We start from the raw sequence: 16,371 nt of genomic DNA, 5'->3' as shown, positions 1-16,371 counted from the left end.
GAGGCCCGCGCCCATGAGGCGCCGGCACCGTGGCCGGTCGGTGCCGGTCCACGGCCGTCTGCGTCGCGGGACGGTACCGGGTGGCCGCGCCAAGCACCCTGCGTACCGCGTTGGGCCTTTCCAACAGGCGCAGGGGAAGCGCGCGGCAGTCATCCGCCAGCGGCGCTGAGCGGCGGGGTCTGCACGGGCGACGACCAGCCGCCTGTGATCATCGCGTTGTTCGTCGCGATTCCGGTGCACCGCGGCAAGGCCCCTCAGTCCGCCGCTCAGGAAGCGCACATGCGCGGAGCGGTCGTGCGCTCGTGCCGCAGGCCGCCGCAGGCCGCCCGCAGCGCCGGCGCCGGGCTGCGGGCGGTTGATGCGCTGCCCGGCCCGGCCCGGTCCGCGGCCTCAGTCCAGGGCGCCCACTTGCCGTAGCAGCCCGAAGTTGTCCCAGTTCCACCAGCTCTCGGCGATCTTGCCGCCCTGGCAGCGGAACGTGGCGTGCCCGGTTCCGGCGATGTTCCGGTCGGTGGGCTCCAGCCCCTGGTAGGTGCCGGTGTGCCGGCCCTGGAAGGTGATCCGGCAGGTCACCAGGTCGCCCTCGGCGATCATGCTCTCCAGCGTCAGCCGGGGGTTGAAGGCGTCCATGATCTCGCGGCTCTCCCGGATGGCCTGGGCGAAGTCCAGGTCGTAGGAGGAGAGGGCGGGGTCGTGCTCCCGGTAGTTGTCGGTGCACAGCTCATTGGCGAGCTCGAAGTTCTTGGCGTTCATGACCTCGTCGACGAAGCGGTGGACGACGTCCTTGTTGAGCTGGACGTCCCGTACGACGTCGAGGTCCGTGAAGGTGGGCATCTCGTCGCAGGCGGCGATCAGTTCCTGGAAGATGCGGTCGGTCTCGGGCAGGTTCGAGTTCTTCATCGCCTCCTCGTAGGAGGGGAACTCCACGATCTCGACGAGGTGGGTGGAGTCCGAGCGGTCCCGGCCGACGATCGAGTGCGTGGCGGTCCGCTTACCCTCGGTTGCCTCGACCCAGCTGTCCATCAGTTGGTTGAGCCGGTCGACGTTGCTGGTCTTGCAGTCGATGAACTGGACGAAGGTCATCAGTCCCTCCCTTGCTGAGAGTGACGCATGTGAACAACCATGTAATTCCAGGCTATACCCGTACTTTCGCCCCAGCCTTCGGGTCACTCCCGCCGCCACGACGGGCGCCCGGTCCTCCTGTGGCTCGGCGTCGGCGACGCCGCGGATCATGTCCGTACGGCGCGGTCAGCGGGGGCGTGACAACGCGGCCGACCGGGTCGTTGTAGCAGGCAACGACATTCCCGGTGTGGGCCGCGATAGCCCGCGAGCGCGGCAGTGACGGGGCGCCGTCTCATCGTCATCGCTGAGGGCATCCCGCCCCGTGGCAGTGCCGGCCCTCCGGCAGGTGCCGGCCCCTCCGGCGGGCGCCTCCACCCGCCCGGTGTCCCCTGCAGTAGAGCTGCCTCCGCGACTGGCGACGGCGCCGGGAGAAGTTTGTACGCCCGGGCGGCAACCTTCCGCGGACCGGCGGCAACAACAGAGCAGACAGCACTCGGTGCTGGCCGGTGATCCGGTGGACGGAGATCACCGTGAACCCGCGGAGCGGCGGAGCCGCGGGGCAAGGGAACGCCCGTACGGAGAAGGAAGGAACACCCCCCACATGGCACGGCAGAGACGGCACAGGTACAGCAGACGCGGCACCCTCCTCTTGGCCTCTTCGGCTGCGTTCGCCGCGTTGCTCGGTTTTGCCGCGGCACCGGCGCACGCCGCCACCTGGTCCTCCTCGGACCGCTGGGGCAGCTGGCAGACGTCCGACGGTTACACCCTCTACAACAACATCTGGGGAGAGGGCGCCGGTTCACAGACCATCGAGGCGAACTCGGCGTCGGACTGGCGGGTGCACGCGGACCACCCGGCCACCGGCGGCATCAAGTCCTACCCGAACGCCAAGAAGGTCGTCGGCAAACGCATCGGTGAGCTCTCCTCGCTCAACAGCAGCTACCAGGTGAACGTCCCGGAGGCGGGTGCCTACAACACCTCGTACGACATCTGGGACAGCGATCACGACTACGAGGTCATGCTGTGGGTCAACCAACACGGCGCGGTCGGTCCCATCGGCTCACCGCAGGGCACGGTCTCCCTCGGCGGGCACACCTGGCAGGTCTACAAGGGCGACAACGGCGCCAACCAGGTCTTCTCGTTCGTGCGCACCTCCGACTCGTCGGAGGGCACCGTCGACATCCTGCCGATCCTCCGCTGGCTGAAGGACGACAAGGGCTGGTGGGGCGACGAGACCATCGGCGACGTCCAGTTCGGATACGAGATCACCTCGTCGCCCGGCGGACTCGACTTCATGACCCGCCAATTCGGCGTCACCAGCCGCTGATCCCGCGCGTATCACCCCCTCACACCATCACCCCCCACACCACCCCTCACGGAAAGAGACCCGACGATGAGAACCGCACTGCACCGACGCCGGCTGAGCCGCCGCGCCACCCTCACCGGGGCGTTCGCCGCCGTGGCGCTGACCGGGGGCGCCCTGTTCGGCACCTCGGTCACCTCGGCCGGGGCCGCCGCCGCCCCGGAGTGGCCCGACCCGCAGGGTGAGAAGCCGGTCTCCGAGACGATCCCGGTCTCCGGTGAGTACGACGGCAAGATGCAGCGCTTCTACGGCGAGGGCGACCTCGGCGGTGGCGACCAGGAGGAGGGCCAGGACCCGATCTTCAAGCTCGAGGACGGCGCGGTACTGAAAAACGTCGTGCTGGGCAAGCCCGCCGCCGACGGCGTGCACTGTATGGGCAGCTGCACCCTGGAGAACGTGTGGTGGGAGGACGTCGGCGAGGACGCGGCCTCCTTCAAGGGCGAGTCCTCCTCCGCCACCTACACGGTCACCGGCGGCGGCGCGCGCAAGGCCGACGACAAGGTCTTCCAGTTCAACGGCGCGGGCTCGCTGAAGGTGTCCGGCTTCCAGGTCTCCGACTTCGGCAAGCTGGTGCGCTCCTGCGGCAACTGCGACACCCAGCACAAGCGTTCCATCACCGTCGAGGACGTGGACATCACGGCGCCCGGCAAGTCCGTCGCCGGCGTCAACGCCAACTACGGCGACACCGCCACCCTGCGCAAGATCCGCATCCACGGCGACTCCGACAAGAAGATCGAGCCCTGCATCCGCTACCAGGGCAACGACACCGGCGACGAGCCGGACGAGATCGGCAGCGGGCCTGACGGCAAGACCTGCCTGTACTCCGAGTCGGACATCTCGTACGACTGACCGGTACGCGGTCCCAGGCCCCTGGCACGACCGGGCAGCAGGACGGCGGGGCCTCGCGCAACGCGGGGCCCCGTCCACCGTCGTTCGGGGCCGGCTGCCGCACCCGTTCTCTCCACATGGGCCGAGGACCCGGCGTGTGCTTGCGGTGAACAGCAACTGATCCACCCTGGCGGATCGTCCTGGGGACGAGGCCGAACGGATGGGAAGCCATGGTGGAGCGGGCGGACAGCGGTGCACCGTCGACGGGGAAGCCGGCAGTGTTGACGGGGAAGCCGGCAGTGTTCCGGTGGGTGCGGCGCCGGCCGGGGCAGCGGGCTCCGGGTGAAGACGAAGACTCCAAGTGGGACGCCGGTAGCCGGTCGGCGTGGACACGGGGGCGGGTGCTCGCCGCGCTCGCTGTGCTGACAGCCGGGCTGCTGGCCTTGCACCGGGCCGTGCCCAACTCCGTGGGGCATGCGGGCAGTTTGCTGGAAGCGTTCCTGCCATGGGTCGGCCTGATGGTCGTCGTGCTGCTCGTTCCGGCGTTGCTGCGCCGTGCGGCGACCGCGCTGGTGGCGCTGCTGCTGCCGGTGGCCGCCTGGATGTACCTCTTCGGCGGGCTGCTCCTGCCCGGGGCGAAGCCCGGCGCGCACGACCTGGCCGTGGTGCAGCACAACGTCAGCGACGAGAACACCGACCCGGCGGGCACGGCCCGCACTCTTGCGGACGCCGAGCCCGATCTCATCGCGCTGGAGGAGCTGGTTCCCTCGGCGCTGCCGGTCTACGAGAGGACCCTCGCCCCGGAATACCCGTACCACGCGGTCCGAGGAACCGTCGGCCTCTGGTCGAAGCATCCGCTGCGCGGTACCCGGCTGTTGGAGATCAAGCCTCCGGGGGTCGCGGCGGACTGGAGTCGCGGACTGCGGACCGTGGTCCACGCGCCGCACGGCGAGATCGCGGCGTACGTCGCACACCTGCCCTCGGTCCGCGTCCGGGCGAGCGGCCTGGCGTCCTCCTGGCGCGACCAGAGCGCCGACCTGCTGGGCAAGGCGGTCGCGGCCGAGAGGCTGAAGAGGGTGGTGCTGCTGGGCGACCTCAACAGCACGGTCGACGACCGCGGGCTGGCCCCGCTGACCTCACGGATGAACGTGGCGGAACGGGGCTTCGCCTTCAGCTTCCCCGCCGCCTTCCCGCTGGCCCGGATCGACCAGGTCATGGCCCGCTCGGCGACGGTCGGCCACATTCGCACCCTGCCCGCCACCGGCAGCGACCATTTGCCGGTCGCCGCCCGGATCACACTGGGCTGAGGGGGCACCTCCCGGCCGGAGTCCCCCAGCCTCCGGCCGGGAGGTACCCCCAGGGCAGCAGTTCCCCGCTGCCCCTTCGGGGCACGCCCCCCAAGGATCCGCCGGACCAGCTAGTTCTTTCCCCAAGCAGTCACGACGAAGGTCACTTTGCCCTCCTTCGGCGAGATGTGTCGTACGCGCAGCAGCTCGGCAGGCGCCCCTTGGCCGTAGGGGTGGGTGAGGCAGAACTGCTGCCCGACCTCGAGTTCGGAGAAGGGGACGGGGGAGTTGATTTCGGGTTTCTCACCGCTCTTCATCACGGCGTTGCAGCTGCGCCTGTCCTGTTGCCCGGAGACCCGGTAGGCCATATTCACGCTGTCGTGGGGGTCGAGGAATTTCAGCTCCGCTTCTCCGCCCTTGCTCCCGCACGGAGCAACTGACAGGTCCGGATTGGTGTATCGCAGCTCGAAACCGCCCTCGACGATCCTGGGAGACCGACCGTCGAGTGAGGCGAAGCTGAAGGCGCAGCGGTCGGCCGTATCAGCCGGTCTGCCGCCCAGCGTGAGCGAGGCATCCTTGTACCGCACCGGCTCGTCTGCGGTCGGCGAGCTGGTGGGTGGGCTTGTCTTCGGCCTGGAGGGCGGCTCCGATTCGGGCTTCTTGTCCTCGCTCGACGAGCAAGCCCCGACCAGAAGCGCCGTCAAAACCCCCGCCAAGGCCCCGGTTACTATCCGCATGACCCGAGAGTTCCATGGGCCTCGACTCCCAACAATCGCACTCAGTGCCAACCTTCCGGCCCTGGCGTCCACGACGACTTCACGCACGAGCCGCGGACATGCGGTGCACACCGTCCCAGAACCGCTCGTGTGCGGAGTTCCGGCCGAGGACGGCGGCAGCGCCGGCCGAGTGCTGAACGAATGCCGTTGCACCGCCTCGACGTACCCGCGCCGTGCCTGCTCCCTTTCGCCGGGTGCGCTGCTTCTCCGGCGGGAACGGGAGGAAGCCCGAAGCCTGCCCGAGCCCGCCGGACTCTCGTTCCCGCGAGGCCACCGCAGGTGAGAAGGCGCTACTGGCCGCGCTCGAAGAGCAGCCCGTAAGGCATGCGGTCGTTCGCCGTCGATTTGGGGGCGAAGTCAGGGGACGTGCGTGCAGCGGTGGCCCGCAGTCGGGTGACGGCCTCCTCGGTGGACAGCGGCTCCAGAGCCAGGGCTTTCAGCAACTGGTCCCGGTGTTCATCGAAGTCGGGGTGGTCCTCGCGCATTTGCTCCTCGAGCTCGTGCTCAGGGAAGCCTGCGCCCAGATCCCTCCAGTACGGGCAGTGGGCGATCAGCCTGACGGCCTCGACGAGATCCTCGGCCATGAGCGTGGCCTGACCCTCGGAGTCCGCGTACAGCACAGGCCGCCGCCCGGCCCCCGGCTCGCCGCACAGGAAGTAGGTGCCTCCCGCGCCGCACCCGGCTATCGGATACAGCGGCATACCGGTCGGCAGCCGAAGGTCCTCCACGGGATCGCGGCGTTCGATGTCGAAGTCGCCGGGCCATACCAGCAGCTCCGCGACGGCAGGGTCGTTCTCGATCCGGTGCAGGAGATCGTCCGAGGCGCTCATATCCGGAACTTGACTTCCGCTCCCCGGCCTAAAGGCCGTGGATTCCTACCACGGTCGGCTGACCGTCTCGGTGGGTTCCTGCTTCACCGCGCTGGGCCGGTACGAGTACTGGTCTTACCTGCGCTCGACAGGCTGTCACCGCCAGTCCGGCGGCCTTGGCGACGTTGACCGCCGCGTTGATGTCCCGGTCGAGGTCGGCCCCGCAAGCCCCGCATTCCCACACGCGGATGTGGAGGGGCTTGGGGCCGTCCTTGACGCCGCACACGGAGCAGACCTGAGAGGTCGGCTCGAACCGTCCGATGCGGTGGAAGCTGCGGCCGAACTTCGCGGCCTTGTACTCCAACATCGCCACGAACGCGGACCATCCGGCGTCGTGCACGGACTTGGCCAGGCGCGTACGGGCGAGCCCCTTCACCGCCAGGTCTTCCACTGCGACCGCTTGGTTATCGCGGATCAGCCGGGTGGAGAGCTGGTGGTGGAACTCGCGCCGTGCGTCGGCGACCTGCGCGTGAGCGCGGGCGACCTTGCCCCTGGCCTTATTCCGGTTGTTCGAGCCCTTCGCCTTACGGCTGAGGGCCTGCTGTGCGCGCTTGAGCTTCTTCTCAGCCCGGCGCAGGAAGCGAGGAGCGTCGATCTTCGTACCGTCGGACTGGACAGCGAAGTGACCCAACCCCAGGTCGATGCCGACGACCCTGTCAGTCTCGGCCAGCGTGACGGGCTCGGTCTCCACAACAAAGCTCGCGAAGTACCTTCCGGCCGCGTCCTTGATCACGGTCACAGTGGACGGGACCGAGGGAAGGGTGCGGGACCACTTCACCCGCACATCCCCGATCTTCGGCAAGGACAGGTCCCCGCCGGTGGTGATCTTCCAGCGGGCGTTGGCGGTGAATCGTACGGCCTGCCGGTTGTCCTTGCGGGATTTGAACCGGGGTGCGCCCATGCGCGGGCGCCTGCCCTTGAGTCCATCGAAGAAGTTCCGGTACGCGGCGTCCAGGTCCCGCAGGGACTGCTGGAGCACGACAGCGGACACCTCGCCGAGCCACGCGCGCTCTTCGGTGAGCTTGGCCTCGGTGATCAGCAGTTTGGACAGGTCACCGGTCTTCGGGAACACCTCGCCTGCGGCGCGGGCGGTCTCACGGGCGCGAAGCGCATCGTTGTAGACCACCCGCGCACACCCGAACGTCCTTGCCAGCGCCGAGCACTGAGGACCATTCGGGTACAGACGGAAGCTGTACCTCAACTGCATACTGACGACCCTACTACAGTTGGTTTATGGCCGAGTATCAGGACATCCGTACTGGCAGACACTGCGCTTTCATCCTTCATGCACACTTGGTTTTTGTGACGAAGTACCGGCACAAGGTCTTCAAGGACGCCCACCTGACGCGCATGGAGGAGATCATGCGGGCCGTCTGCGAGGACTTCGAATGCGAGCTGGTCGAGTTCAACGGCGAGAACAACCACGTCCACCTGCTCGTGAACTTCCCACCGAAAGTTGCCCTGTCCAAGCTGGTCAACAGCCTCAAGGGCGTCAGTTCCCGCAGGCTCCGCCAGGAGTATCCGGAACTGGTCCGGCACTACTGGCGGGCACAGCGCCTATGGTCCGGCTCCTACTTCGCCGGGTCAGTCGGCGGGGCTCCACTGTCGATCGTGAAGCAGTACATCGAGCAGCAGAACCGGCCCGCCTGAGCTGAGGTCAACAGTGCAGACCAATGCGCACAGTGCGAGTCAGAGCACTTCTCAGAATCGCTTCACCACCGGGCTAAAGCCCGGTGCACTGCGATTAGACCCGGTAGCAGGGAGGTCCGACAATCCACTCGGCCCGCCCGTGGCCGGGCGAGGGCCCGCTGCTTCGCGCAGGTGCGATCACGGCTGCTGCGGCGCCGGGTCGCGGCCGAAGACCCAGGGCGCCAGGACGACCAGCCAGCCGTCGGGGTCCTGGAAAAGGGTGGCTCCGTGGTCGGGCCAGTAGGGGTTGGCCGCGGGGACGGGGCGGTGGCCGCGGGAGTCGAGATGGGCGACTGCGCGGTCGTGCGCTGCCTGGTCCGTCAGATAGAGGACCAGTTGGTTCTCGGGATGCGCGGCCGGGATGCGGGGCGGGTCGCCGTGCTGGGTGAGCTCCATGTGGACGGGGGTTCCGGGCAGGCCCAGTACGACCCCGTCGTAGCCCGCGTGGTCGCGCCACTCGGCGAGGACGGGAAGGCCGAGGTCGTCGCAGTAGAAGGCGCGTACGGCCTCGAAGCGGGCGGTCGGCCGTGCGAAGCGGACCGCGCCCACGGACAGGTGCTCCGGCCAGGTGTGGGGAAGAGGGCTGCTGCTCATGGGGCCACGGTGGCACGGGCGAGGGCGCTGCTCCTCGGGCACAGGGCTGAGCCGGTCTCCGTCTTTCGGTGCAGGACGGGTTTCCTCGGGCTTCCCATACCCCCAAAGAAGTGTTTGACGGTAGCCGGTCTGTGTCGCACACTCACGACATGACCTCTCCCGCCTCCCCTCGCCCCGACCGGGCCGGAAGCACCGGCCGTGCCGCGCTCCGCGGCATCCTGCGCCGACGCGGCTTCCGCGAGCTCGCGCTGGGCCGGGCACTCACGTTCTTCGGCAACTCCATGGCGCCGGTCGTCCTCGCGTTCGCCGTCCTCGACCTGGGCGGCTCCGCGGTGGACGTGGGGCTCGTCGTCGGGGCCCGGTCGGTCAGCAATGTGGTGCTGTTGCTGTTCGGCGGCTTGCTGGCCGACCGGCTGCCGCGGGCACTCGTACTCCAGGGCGCCGCCCTCTCCGCGGCGCTGGTGCAGAGCGGGGTCGGGCTCGCGGTGCTGCTGGACCGGGCGCCGGTCGGCGTGCTGCTGGTGCTCAGCGTGGTGCAGGGCGCCGTGGCGGCCGTCTCCATACCGGCCTCCGCAGCGCTGGTTCCGCTCACCGTGCCGCCCGGCGAGCTGCGCCCCGCCAACGCGCTCTCCCGGATGGGCGTCAACACCGGGATGATCGCCGGAACTTCGCTGGGCGGACTGCTGGCCGCCGTCGCGGGGCCGGGCTGGGGGATGGTGCTCAACGGATTGGCGTTCGTGGGCGCCGCGTTCGCCTACCGGCTCGCCGGGCGTGAACTCGCACGCCGCGAGCCCACGGGCCGCGATGCCGGTGCGCAGAAGGCCACCCCCGCCGACCCGGTGCGCCCCTGGCGGGAACTGCGCGAGGGCTGGACGGAGTTCGTGTCCCGCACCTGGGTGTGGGTGGTGGTACTCCAGTTCTTCGTGGTGAACGCCGTCGCGGCAGGCGGCATTCAGGTGCTGGGGCCGACGGTCGCCGACGCGACGTTCGGCCGTACCGCCTGGGGCTTCGTCCTGGGGACGCAGATGGCCGGTGCGCTGGTCGGCGGGCTGCTGGTGGCACGGTCGCGTTCGCGGCACGCACTGCGGATCGGTGTCGCCGTCGTGGCACTGGACGCGCTGCCGCTGCTCGCCCTCGCACAGTCGGCCGATGTGGCGCTCCTGCTGGCGGCGATGTTCGTGAACGGCATCGCCATCGAGCAGTTCGGCGTCGCCTGGGACCTCTCGCTCCAGGAGAACGTTCCGCAGGAGAAGTTGGCCCGCGTCTACTCCTACGACGCGCTCGGCTCCTTCCTCGCCCTCCCGCTGGGTGAGATGGCTGCCGGGCCGCTGGCGGAACGCTTCGGGGTGCGTACGACGCTGCTGTGCGGGGTCGCGCTCGTCGCGCTGGTGACGGTGGGTTCCCTGTGCAGCAGGCAGGTGCGAGGGCTGACGACGGGCGAGCCGGTGCCGGGCCGGGGAGCTGCGGAAGGCGCGGGGGTGTGAGGCAGACTGGCCGGGTGTCCGAACCCCGCTCCACCGGCCCGTCCGACTCCGCTGCCTCCGGTTCCGGTTCCGATGTCGCCCGCGCCGGTGCTTCCGGCACCGGCGACCCGGGCCCCCGTGCTTCCGCCGCCTCCGTGGCGGATCTGCGGGTGCTGGCCCATCCGCTGCGGCTGCAACTGCTCTCCTTGCTGACCGGGCAGGCGTACAGCGCGGCCGAGGCGGCGCGGGTGCTCGGCCAGTCCCAGGCCAACGTCAGCTACCACCTGCGCAGACTGCACTCGGCCGGGCTCGTCGAAGCCGCCGGCGAGGTCGCCGTACGCGGCGGGACCGCCAAGCGGTACCGGCACGATCCCGACAGCGGCGAACTCCTGGGACGAGGCGTCCCGCAGGGCGTCGACTCGTATCTCGCCCTGGCGGGTGCGCTGGGCGAGGAACTGCGACGGCGTACGGCGCAGCGGGACACCGCGGTACAGGGCGCGATGACGGATGCCGAGGTGTGGCTGGAGCCCGAGGTGTGGACCCGGGTATGCGAGCACGCCAGGGAGTTGGGGGAGGACCTCCACCGGCACGCCCTCCCGCCGGGCACGGAGGGCGCCGTGCGGGTCAGCGCGACCATGGTGCTGTTCGCGATGCGGGCAGGGGAGGGCTGAGCGGCCTGGCCCGGCCCGTGCCGCGCGGCGCGGCCGTTGTCAGTGGTGGGCTCCATACTCTGAGGCATGTCGGCGCGTCGCTCCCGCGCGGTCGGGGGGCTCGCGGGGGCGGCGGTCCGCACTGTTGACGGGCAACACCTACCGGCTGGAGGTCAGCGATGTCTCGGGTACGGGTTCACAACTTCGCCGTCTCGATCGACGGTTTCGCCACCGGTGAGGGGCAGAGCTTGGAGGCTCCGTTCGGGCACGCGGGTGAACGGCTGCACGAGTGGTTCATCCAGACCCGTACGTTCCGCCGGATGCAGGGCGCGCGCGGCGGCAGCACCGGCGTGGACGACGCCGTCGCCGGTACGACGGAGGCGGGCATCGGCGCCGAGATCATGGGGCGGCACAAGTTCGGCCCGCAGCGCGGCCCCTGGGAGGACCACACCTGGCAGGGCTGGTGGGGCGACAATCCGCCCTTCCATACGCCGGTGTTCGTGCTGACGCACCACCCCAGACCGTCGATCGAGATGGCGGGCGGCACCACGTTCCACTTCCTCGACGCCACGCCGCAGGAGGCGTTGCGGCAGGCGCGGGAGGCGGCGGACGGGCTGGACGTGCGGATCGGCGGCGGGCCGACCACGGTCCGCGCCTTCCTGGAAGCCGATCTGATCGACCATCTGCACGTGGCCGTCGTGCCGATCCTGCTGGGGCGCGGCGTCCGGCTGTGGGACGGGCTGGAAGGGCTGGAGGAGCGGTTCGCCATCGAATCCGTGAGCACGCCGTCGGGGGTGACGCATCTGACTTTCACCCGCCCCTGAAGGCCGGAGGGCCGGGACGTGACGGCTTGACGCAGGTCAGGACCCCGGCTCTCCCGGGTCCGCGCTGAGGAAGTCGGCCACCAGCTCCGGCGGGTTGGCGGCCCGGGTGAGGGCGAACATCGCGTCCGGGTCGAACATGTTGTAGAGCACCACAGGCACAGGCCGTCCCAGGGCGCGTACGAGGTCGCCGTCGGCATGGAGCCGCCGCGCCAGGTCGACGCACAGCTCATGGAACCGGGGACAGAGGATCTCCGCCCGTTCGTCCTGTATGTGTTCCGGATCGTCCTCCTCGTACCAGAGGCCGTCCGCGCGTGCCTCCTGACGGTGCAACTCGGCGCCGCGCGGGTCGTGTTCTTCGTGGTTCCCGATGATGCGGATGCCCTCCAGCCCCGAGGGCGGGAAGTAGGCGTAGTTCCAGCGGGCCTCCCATGGCTCCGGTGCGCTTGGCTCCGCGAGCAGCCGGGCCACCTCGTCCTCCGTGTTGTAGCCGAGGGCCAGGTAGTGGAACCGGCAGTCCTGATCGACGGCGTCGATCCGGAACGTGACGGTGTAGATGCCGGATTCGAGCCCATGGGGGAATTCCGCCAGGGCGCTCGCCGTCATCTGCCTCATGTGCTGCCGGAACGTCATCGGGCGCTCTCCCGGGGGCCGTGTTGGCTGTGCCATGGTGATGTTGATGTGGCCCAAGTGGCCTGTGACGCGGAACTCTAGCGGGCGGCCCCTCACCCCGCCCCGCGCTCACCCCGCGCCGGCAGACACTCTGTCGAGCGCGGGCGGACAAGCGGGATGTGTGGGGTCTGAGCAGGCGCTCATCACATCGGGTGAAACTTTGGCCGATCGTTGCGGTCAACGACCCTCTGTTGCCAAGCTGTTGCTGACCGTCAGCACCACTCAGCACCAGTCGGCTTCACTCAGCAGCTGGCCGAAACGGGAGGGCCCACGTGCCATTCGGTGAGCAGCCCGCGTATCTGCGTGTGGCCTCGGATCTCCGCAAGAAGATCGCGGACGGCTCCCTGCCGCCGCACGCCCGCCTCCCCTCGCAGGCCCGCATCCGCGAGGAGTACGGAGTCTCCGACACGGTCGCCCTGGAGGCGCGCAAGGTGCTGATGGCGGAAGGGCTGGTCGAGGGGCGCTCCGGTTCCGGCACGTACGTACGCGAGCTGCCGGCCGCCCGCCGGGTCTCGCGCACGGGTTACCGCTCGCTCGGTGAAGTCACCCCTTTCCGTCAGGAGCAGTCCGACGAGCGGGTGCAGGGCACCTGGGAGTCGCAGAGCGAGCAGGAGGACGCCTCCGCCGACATCGCCGAGCGGCTGTTCATCGAGCGGGGGGACCGGGTGATGCGGACCCGCTATGTCTTCCACGTCGACGGCGCTCCGGTGATGCTCTCCACCTCCTGGGAGCCGCTGGCGGTGACGGGGCGGACGCCGGTGATGCTCCCGGAGGAGGGCCCGCTGGGCGGCCGCGGGGTGGTGGAGCGGATGGCCGCGATCGACCTGGTGGTGGACAACGTCGCCGAGGAGGTCGGCTCCCGCCCCGGTCGCGCCGAGGAGATGACGGCGCTGGGCGGCGTCCCGGGTCATGCGGTGCTGGTCATCGCGCGTACGTACTTCGCGGGCAAGCGCCCGGTGGAGACAGCGGACGTGGTGGTGCCCGCCGACCGCTTCAAGCTGGCGTACCACCTTCCGGTGAAGTAGCCGACCGGCGGAGAAGCGATTTCCCGGTCCGCGCCCGAGCGTTCACCCGGCTCCGCGCGAGCGCCGGCCCACTCGGCGGGAGAGCGAACACGTGGCCGAAAAAGTTGGCCCCATGTGCAAAGCCGAATGCGGTGAGTGAAGGCCGGGCGTAAGCTCCGGCATATGCGAAGTGCGAGCGGCGACAGTGACGCGGTGCTGCCCTGGCAGCTCCTCCGCCAGGACTGCCACGGCAACCGCTACCGCGTCGGCAGTTACGCCACCCGGGCCGAGGCGCAGCGTCTCGCCGAACGGCTGAGCGAACAGGGCGAGGGCTACATGGTGGAGCACCGCGATCGTCTTGCGGCGCACGGGGAGCACGTGGACGACAGCCGCACCTGACACCGCCCGGCCGCCGCCGTGTCCTTCCCGACGCCGGTCGTCCCGCCCTGGGCCCCTCTCGTCCCGTCCTGCCTCCGGTCTTCCCTTTCTTGTTCGCGGCGTGCCGTTTCCGGTCTCCTGCCCCCAGCGGGGGCGACGCTCCGCATGTGCGCGATCGCGCCTCGTGTCGGGTATATGGATAATTGGTCCATCTTGGACGTATCCAGATCCCGACCGGGGGCGTGGGCCGTGTGAGCACCGAACCCGCCGACGAGGCGACCTCGCTCCTGGACACCCTCCGCGTCGGGATCGTCATGCTGGACGGCCACGGCACGATCCTGATGTGGAGCCCGACGACCGAGGAGATCCTGGGCTGGTCCGCCGAAGAGACCGTCGGGCGTCCGATCGAGGAGTTCCTGGAGGGCGACCACGCCGAGCGCCGCGCACGCCGTAGCAGCCTCGGCCGTGCCGGGAGCTGGCGCGGCATCCTGCACACCCGCCACCGGGCGGGACACGTCGTCGAGGTCGAGGGGCGCGGCTCGCTGCTGCGGGACGCCGACCAGCGTCCGTTCGTCCTGGCGAACATCATGGAGACCAGCCGGCTCCGCGCCGTCGAACACGATCTGGCGGCGCTGGACGCGCTGTTCGCCTCCTCGCCGCTGGGGATTGCGGTCTTCGACACCGAGAAGCGCTTCGTCCGCTTCAACGACGCCCTCGTACGGCTGAACGGCGGCACCCGCACCGACCTCCTCGGTCGCACGGTCGCCGAGCTGCTCCCCGCCGAGATGGCTGAGGAGGTGATGCAGATCCAGTCCCGCGTACTGGAGACCGGGCGCTCCGTCGTGGACCTGGTGACCACCACACCGGACGGCCGGAGTGCGCGCTCCGTCTCGTACTCCCGGATCACGGACCGCAGCGGGAAGGTGCTCGGCGTCAGCTGCACCGTCATGGACATCACCGAGCGGCTGGAGGCGCTCAACAAGGCGGAGGTGGCCCGGCAACGGCTCGCGCTGCTGGACCAGGTCGGGGTAGCACTGGGCGATCTGCTCGATGTCCGCGCCATCTCGCAGGCGCTCGCCGATGTGCTGGTACCGAGGTTCGCCGACTACGCGGGGGTCATGCTGCGGCGCGAGGTCGCCATCGGGGGCGATCTGCCCGAGCCCGTCATTCCGGTCGGGACACCGCTGAATCTGTACGGGTTCGCCGCCCGGGAGGCCGGTGAGCGGGTGGAGCGGCTGCTGCGGCTCGGCGGCGAGATCATCTACGAGCGTGAATCGCTGCTCGGCAGGGCGCTGGACACCGGCGCGCCCCAAGTCGCCACCACTCCCGAGGAAATCCTGCGCGCGACCCGGCCGGGCGATCCCAAGGTCGAGGCCACGTTCGAGCTGGGGGTGCACTCGTTGATGGCCGTGCCGCTGCGGGCGCGCGGCACCGTGCTCGGTCTGCTGCTGGTGAGCCGGGCGCACGGGGACGAGCCGTATGTGGCCGAGGACCGGGCGCTCGCCATGGAACTGGCCGACCGCGCCGGGACTTTCCTCGACAACGCCAGGCTGTACGCGCGGGAGCGCGAGGGCGCGCTGATGCTCCAGCGCAGTCTGCTGCCGCAGCACATCCCCGAGCCGACTGGGGTCAGCATCGCCTACCGCTACGTTCCGGGCAGCAGCGGTACGGAAGTCGGCGGCGACTGGTTCGACGTCATCGCGCTGCCGGGCGGCCGGGTCGCCTTCGTGGTCGGCGATGTGATGGGCCACGGGCTGCACTCGGCGGTCACCATGGGACGGCTGCGTACCGCGGTCCGTACCCTTGCGGGACTCGATCTGCCGCCGGACGAACTGCTCGCCCGCGTCAGCACCGTTGGCGACGACTTGTCCCACGGGCCCGACGACCCGCTGATGGCGACCTGTCTGTACGCCGTCTACGAGCCGGCGCCCACCTCGGCGGGCAGGCGGTGCGGGGTGCTCACCATGGCCAGCGCCGGGCATGTGCCACCGCTGCTCGTCACGCACGAGGGCGACGGCGGATGCCGCGCCCGGCCCGTCGAGATCCCCTCGGGGACCCCGCTGGGCGTCGTCGGGGCAGCGCAGGGCGAGGCGTACCAGCTGGCCGAGGTGGAGATCGAGCAGGGCAGCGTGCTCGTCCTCTACACCGACGGGCTCGTGGAGAGCAGGGGCGAGGACATCACCGAGGGCATCGACCGGGTCTGCGCGCTGCTCGCCGGTCCTGACCGCCACCGGGCGGCGCCGGAAGAGGGGTTCACCTGGAACGGCGCGGGAGGGTACGTCTCGTCGGGCCCCGTCGACGAGACCGGGTGCGGGGGCATCGAGAACGCCTGCGACGTTCTCATCGACTCGCTGCGCCGGCACGGCAGCAGCGTCAACGGCCACCTCAGCACCGGCGACGACGTGGCGCTGCTGATGGCCCGGCTCGGCGGGCTGCCGGGGCACACCGCCGCCTCCTGGTCGTTCACCACCGGGAGCTATGCCGTGCGCCGGGCTCGGGAGGCCGTTCGTAAGACACTGCGCGAGTGGGGGCTCAGGGAGCTGGAGGACACCGGTGTGCTGCTGGTGAGTGAACTGGTCACCAACGCACTGCGGTACGCGCACGGTCCGATCGGGGTGCGGATGGTACGCGACACCGGCCGGGACCCCGCGGGGCACGGAGGGGTGCTGATCGTGGAGGTGTCGGACCCGCTGACGGATCCGCCGCGCGAACGCGTCGTCACCGAGGAGCAGGAAGGCGGCCGGGGAATTCAGATGGTGGCGACTGAGGCCCGCCGCTGGGGTACCCGGCACGGTCCGGAGGGCAAGACGGTCTGGTTCGAACTGCCTCTGCCCTGAGCGGACATGCAGTGAGCCTCGAGCGCATCCGAAGCGGATGTCGACCGAGGGGCTTCGGTGGCGTGGGGTGGCGTGATAT

General features: G+C 69.9%; 16 protein-coding genes. 10 read left to right on the top strand and 6 right to left on the bottom strand.

Annotation, left to right across the window (positions count from 1 at the left end; translation table 11 throughout):
* Nucleotides 1-390: 390 nt before the first annotated feature.
* The gene (locus ACTWQF_RS02975; RefSeq protein WP_443276747.1) at nucleotides 391-1,083 is read right to left on the bottom strand and encodes an ester cyclase; all 693 of its coding nucleotides are present in this window, start codon (nucleotides 1,081-1,083) and stop codon (nucleotides 391-393) included.
* Nucleotides 1,084-1,663: 580 nt separating this feature from the next.
* On the opposite strand from ACTWQF_RS02975, the gene ACTWQF_RS02970 reads away from it, so the two are divergent.
* The 3 genes from ACTWQF_RS02970 to ACTWQF_RS02960 all read left to right on the top strand — a co-directional run bounded on the left by ACTWQF_RS02970 (nucleotide 1,664) and on the right by ACTWQF_RS02960 (nucleotide 4,560).
* On the top strand, nucleotides 1,664-2,389 hold the full coding sequence (locus ACTWQF_RS02970; protein ID WP_443276745.1) for a GH12 family glycosyl hydrolase domain-containing protein: 726 nt from the start codon (nucleotides 1,664-1,666) through the stop codon (nucleotides 2,387-2,389).
* A gap of 66 nt (nucleotides 2,390-2,455) precedes the next feature.
* On the top strand, nucleotides 2,456-3,274 hold the full coding sequence (locus ACTWQF_RS02965) for a pectate lyase (protein ID WP_443276743.1): 819 nt from the start codon (nucleotides 2,456-2,458) through the stop codon (nucleotides 3,272-3,274).
* Nucleotides 3,275-3,654: 380 nt separating this feature from the next.
* Nucleotides 3,655-4,560: an endonuclease/exonuclease/phosphatase family protein gene (locus tag ACTWQF_RS02960; RefSeq protein ID WP_443276741.1), complete on the top strand. Its 906-nt coding sequence runs from the start codon at nucleotides 3,655-3,657 to the stop codon at nucleotides 4,558-4,560.
* Between the two features lie 110 nt (nucleotides 4,561-4,670).
* On the opposite strand, the gene ACTWQF_RS02955 is transcribed toward ACTWQF_RS02960, so the two are convergent.
* The 3 genes from ACTWQF_RS02955 to ACTWQF_RS02945 all read right to left on the bottom strand — a co-directional run bounded on the left by ACTWQF_RS02955 (nucleotide 4,671) and on the right by ACTWQF_RS02945 (nucleotide 7,391).
* The gene (locus ACTWQF_RS02955) at nucleotides 4,671-5,276 is read right to left on the bottom strand and encodes a hypothetical protein (RefSeq protein WP_443276739.1); all 606 of its coding nucleotides are present in this window, start codon (nucleotides 5,274-5,276) and stop codon (nucleotides 4,671-4,673) included.
* A 329-nt stretch (nucleotides 5,277-5,605) separates the two neighbouring features.
* Complete coding sequence (locus ACTWQF_RS02950; RefSeq protein WP_443276737.1) at nucleotides 5,606-6,145, bottom strand: hypothetical protein; 540 nt, start codon at nucleotides 6,143-6,145, stop codon at nucleotides 5,606-5,608.
* 28 nt (nucleotides 6,146-6,173) lie between these two features.
* Nucleotides 6,174-7,391, bottom strand: coding sequence for an RNA-guided endonuclease InsQ/TnpB family protein (locus tag ACTWQF_RS02945; protein WP_443276736.1), 1,218 nt, complete (start codon nucleotides 7,389-7,391; stop codon nucleotides 6,174-6,176).
* Nucleotides 7,392-7,417: 26 nt separating this feature from the next.
* On the opposite strand from ACTWQF_RS02945, the gene tnpA reads away from it, so the two are divergent.
* A complete protein-coding gene (gene tnpA, locus ACTWQF_RS02940) occupies nucleotides 7,418-7,834 on the top strand; it encodes an IS200/IS605 family transposase (RefSeq protein WP_443276734.1) in 417 nt (138 codons plus the stop codon).
* 177 nt (nucleotides 7,835-8,011) lie between these two features.
* On the opposite strand, the gene ACTWQF_RS02935 is transcribed toward tnpA, so the two are convergent.
* Nucleotides 8,012-8,467: a VOC family protein gene (locus ACTWQF_RS02935; RefSeq protein ID WP_443276732.1), complete on the bottom strand. Its 456-nt coding sequence runs from the start codon at nucleotides 8,465-8,467 to the stop codon at nucleotides 8,012-8,014.
* Nucleotides 8,468-8,616: 149 nt separating this feature from the next.
* Between ACTWQF_RS02935 and ACTWQF_RS02930 the strand changes: the two genes are divergently transcribed.
* The 3 genes from ACTWQF_RS02930 to ACTWQF_RS02920 all read left to right on the top strand — a co-directional run bounded on the left by ACTWQF_RS02930 (nucleotide 8,617) and on the right by ACTWQF_RS02920 (nucleotide 11,404).
* Complete coding sequence (locus ACTWQF_RS02930) at nucleotides 8,617-9,951, top strand: MFS transporter (RefSeq protein ID WP_443276730.1); 1,335 nt, start codon at nucleotides 8,617-8,619, stop codon at nucleotides 9,949-9,951.
* 14 nt (nucleotides 9,952-9,965) lie between these two features.
* Nucleotides 9,966-10,601 carry a helix-turn-helix domain-containing protein gene (locus tag ACTWQF_RS02925; RefSeq protein ID WP_443276728.1) on the top strand — a complete coding sequence of 212 codons (636 nt, stop codon included), beginning with the start codon at nucleotides 9,966-9,968 and terminating at the stop codon, nucleotides 10,599-10,601.
* 158 nt (nucleotides 10,602-10,759) lie between these two features.
* Nucleotides 10,760-11,404, top strand: coding sequence for a dihydrofolate reductase family protein (locus tag ACTWQF_RS02920; protein ID WP_443276726.1), 645 nt, complete (start codon nucleotides 10,760-10,762; stop codon nucleotides 11,402-11,404).
* A 36-nt stretch (nucleotides 11,405-11,440) separates the two neighbouring features.
* Here the strand turns inward: ACTWQF_RS02920 and ACTWQF_RS02915 are convergent, their stop codons facing one another.
* Complete coding sequence (locus ACTWQF_RS02915) at nucleotides 11,441-12,034, bottom strand: hypothetical protein (protein WP_443276724.1); 594 nt, start codon at nucleotides 12,032-12,034, stop codon at nucleotides 11,441-11,443.
* Between the two features lie 311 nt (nucleotides 12,035-12,345).
* Here ACTWQF_RS02915 and ACTWQF_RS02910 point away from each other — a divergent pair, with 311 nt between their 5' ends.
* From ACTWQF_RS02910 to ACTWQF_RS02900, 3 genes are all read left to right on the top strand, one after another.
* Nucleotides 12,346-13,098 carry a GntR family transcriptional regulator gene (locus ACTWQF_RS02910; RefSeq protein WP_443276722.1) on the top strand — a complete coding sequence of 251 codons (753 nt, stop codon included), beginning with the start codon at nucleotides 12,346-12,348 and terminating at the stop codon, nucleotides 13,096-13,098.
* Nucleotides 13,099-13,260: 162 nt separating this feature from the next.
* Nucleotides 13,261-13,476, top strand: a complete 216-nt coding sequence (locus tag ACTWQF_RS02905) for an SPOR domain-containing protein (protein WP_443276720.1) — start codon at nucleotides 13,261-13,263, stop codon at nucleotides 13,474-13,476.
* Nucleotides 13,477-13,706: 230 nt separating this feature from the next.
* Nucleotides 13,707-16,292, top strand: a complete 2,586-nt coding sequence (locus ACTWQF_RS02900; protein WP_443276718.1) for a SpoIIE family protein phosphatase — start codon at nucleotides 13,707-13,709, stop codon at nucleotides 16,290-16,292.
* The last annotated feature ends 79 nt before the right edge of the window (nucleotides 16,293-16,371 follow it).

This window comes from Streptomyces sp. 8N114 (assembly GCF_052245835.1).
In the GTDB taxonomy this organism is placed as follows: Bacteria; Actinomycetota; Actinomycetes; order Streptomycetales; family Streptomycetaceae; genus Streptomyces.
This window is presented reverse-complemented; position numbering and strand designations above follow the sequence as displayed.

Excerpts from the sequence above, each read along its gene's own strand:
- ACTWQF_RS02975 (WP_443276747.1), bottom strand. The coding sequence starts at position 1,083 with ATGACCTTCGTCCAGTTCATCGACTGCAAGACCAGCAACGTCGACCGG.
- ACTWQF_RS02970 (WP_443276745.1), top strand. The coding sequence starts at position 1,664 with ATGGCACGGCAGAGACGGCACAGGTACAGCAGACGCGGCACCCTCCTC.
- ACTWQF_RS02965 (WP_443276743.1), top strand. The coding sequence starts at position 2,456 with ATGAGAACCGCACTGCACCGACGCCGGCTGAGCCGCCGCGCCACCCTC.
- ACTWQF_RS02955 (WP_443276739.1), bottom strand. The coding sequence starts at position 5,276 with ATGCGGATAGTAACCGGGGCCTTGGCGGGGGTTTTGACGGCGCTTCTG.
- ACTWQF_RS02950 (WP_443276737.1), bottom strand. The coding sequence starts at position 6,145 with ATGAGCGCCTCGGACGATCTCCTGCACCGGATCGAGAACGACCCTGCC.
- ACTWQF_RS02945 (WP_443276736.1), bottom strand. The coding sequence starts at position 7,391 with ATGCAGTTGAGGTACAGCTTCCGTCTGTACCCGAATGGTCCTCAGTGC.
- tnpA (WP_443276734.1), top strand. The coding sequence starts at position 7,418 with ATGGCCGAGTATCAGGACATCCGTACTGGCAGACACTGCGCTTTCATC.
- ACTWQF_RS02935 (WP_443276732.1), bottom strand. The coding sequence starts at position 8,467 with ATGAGCAGCAGCCCTCTTCCCCACACCTGGCCGGAGCACCTGTCCGTG.
- ACTWQF_RS02930 (WP_443276730.1), top strand. The coding sequence starts at position 8,617 with ATGACCTCTCCCGCCTCCCCTCGCCCCGACCGGGCCGGAAGCACCGGC.
- ACTWQF_RS02920 (WP_443276726.1), top strand. The coding sequence starts at position 10,760 with ATGTCTCGGGTACGGGTTCACAACTTCGCCGTCTCGATCGACGGTTTC.
- ACTWQF_RS02915 (WP_443276724.1), bottom strand. The coding sequence starts at position 12,034 with ATGACGTTCCGGCAGCACATGAGGCAGATGACGGCGAGCGCCCTGGCG.
- ACTWQF_RS02905 (WP_443276720.1), top strand. The coding sequence starts at position 13,261 with ATGCGAAGTGCGAGCGGCGACAGTGACGCGGTGCTGCCCTGGCAGCTC.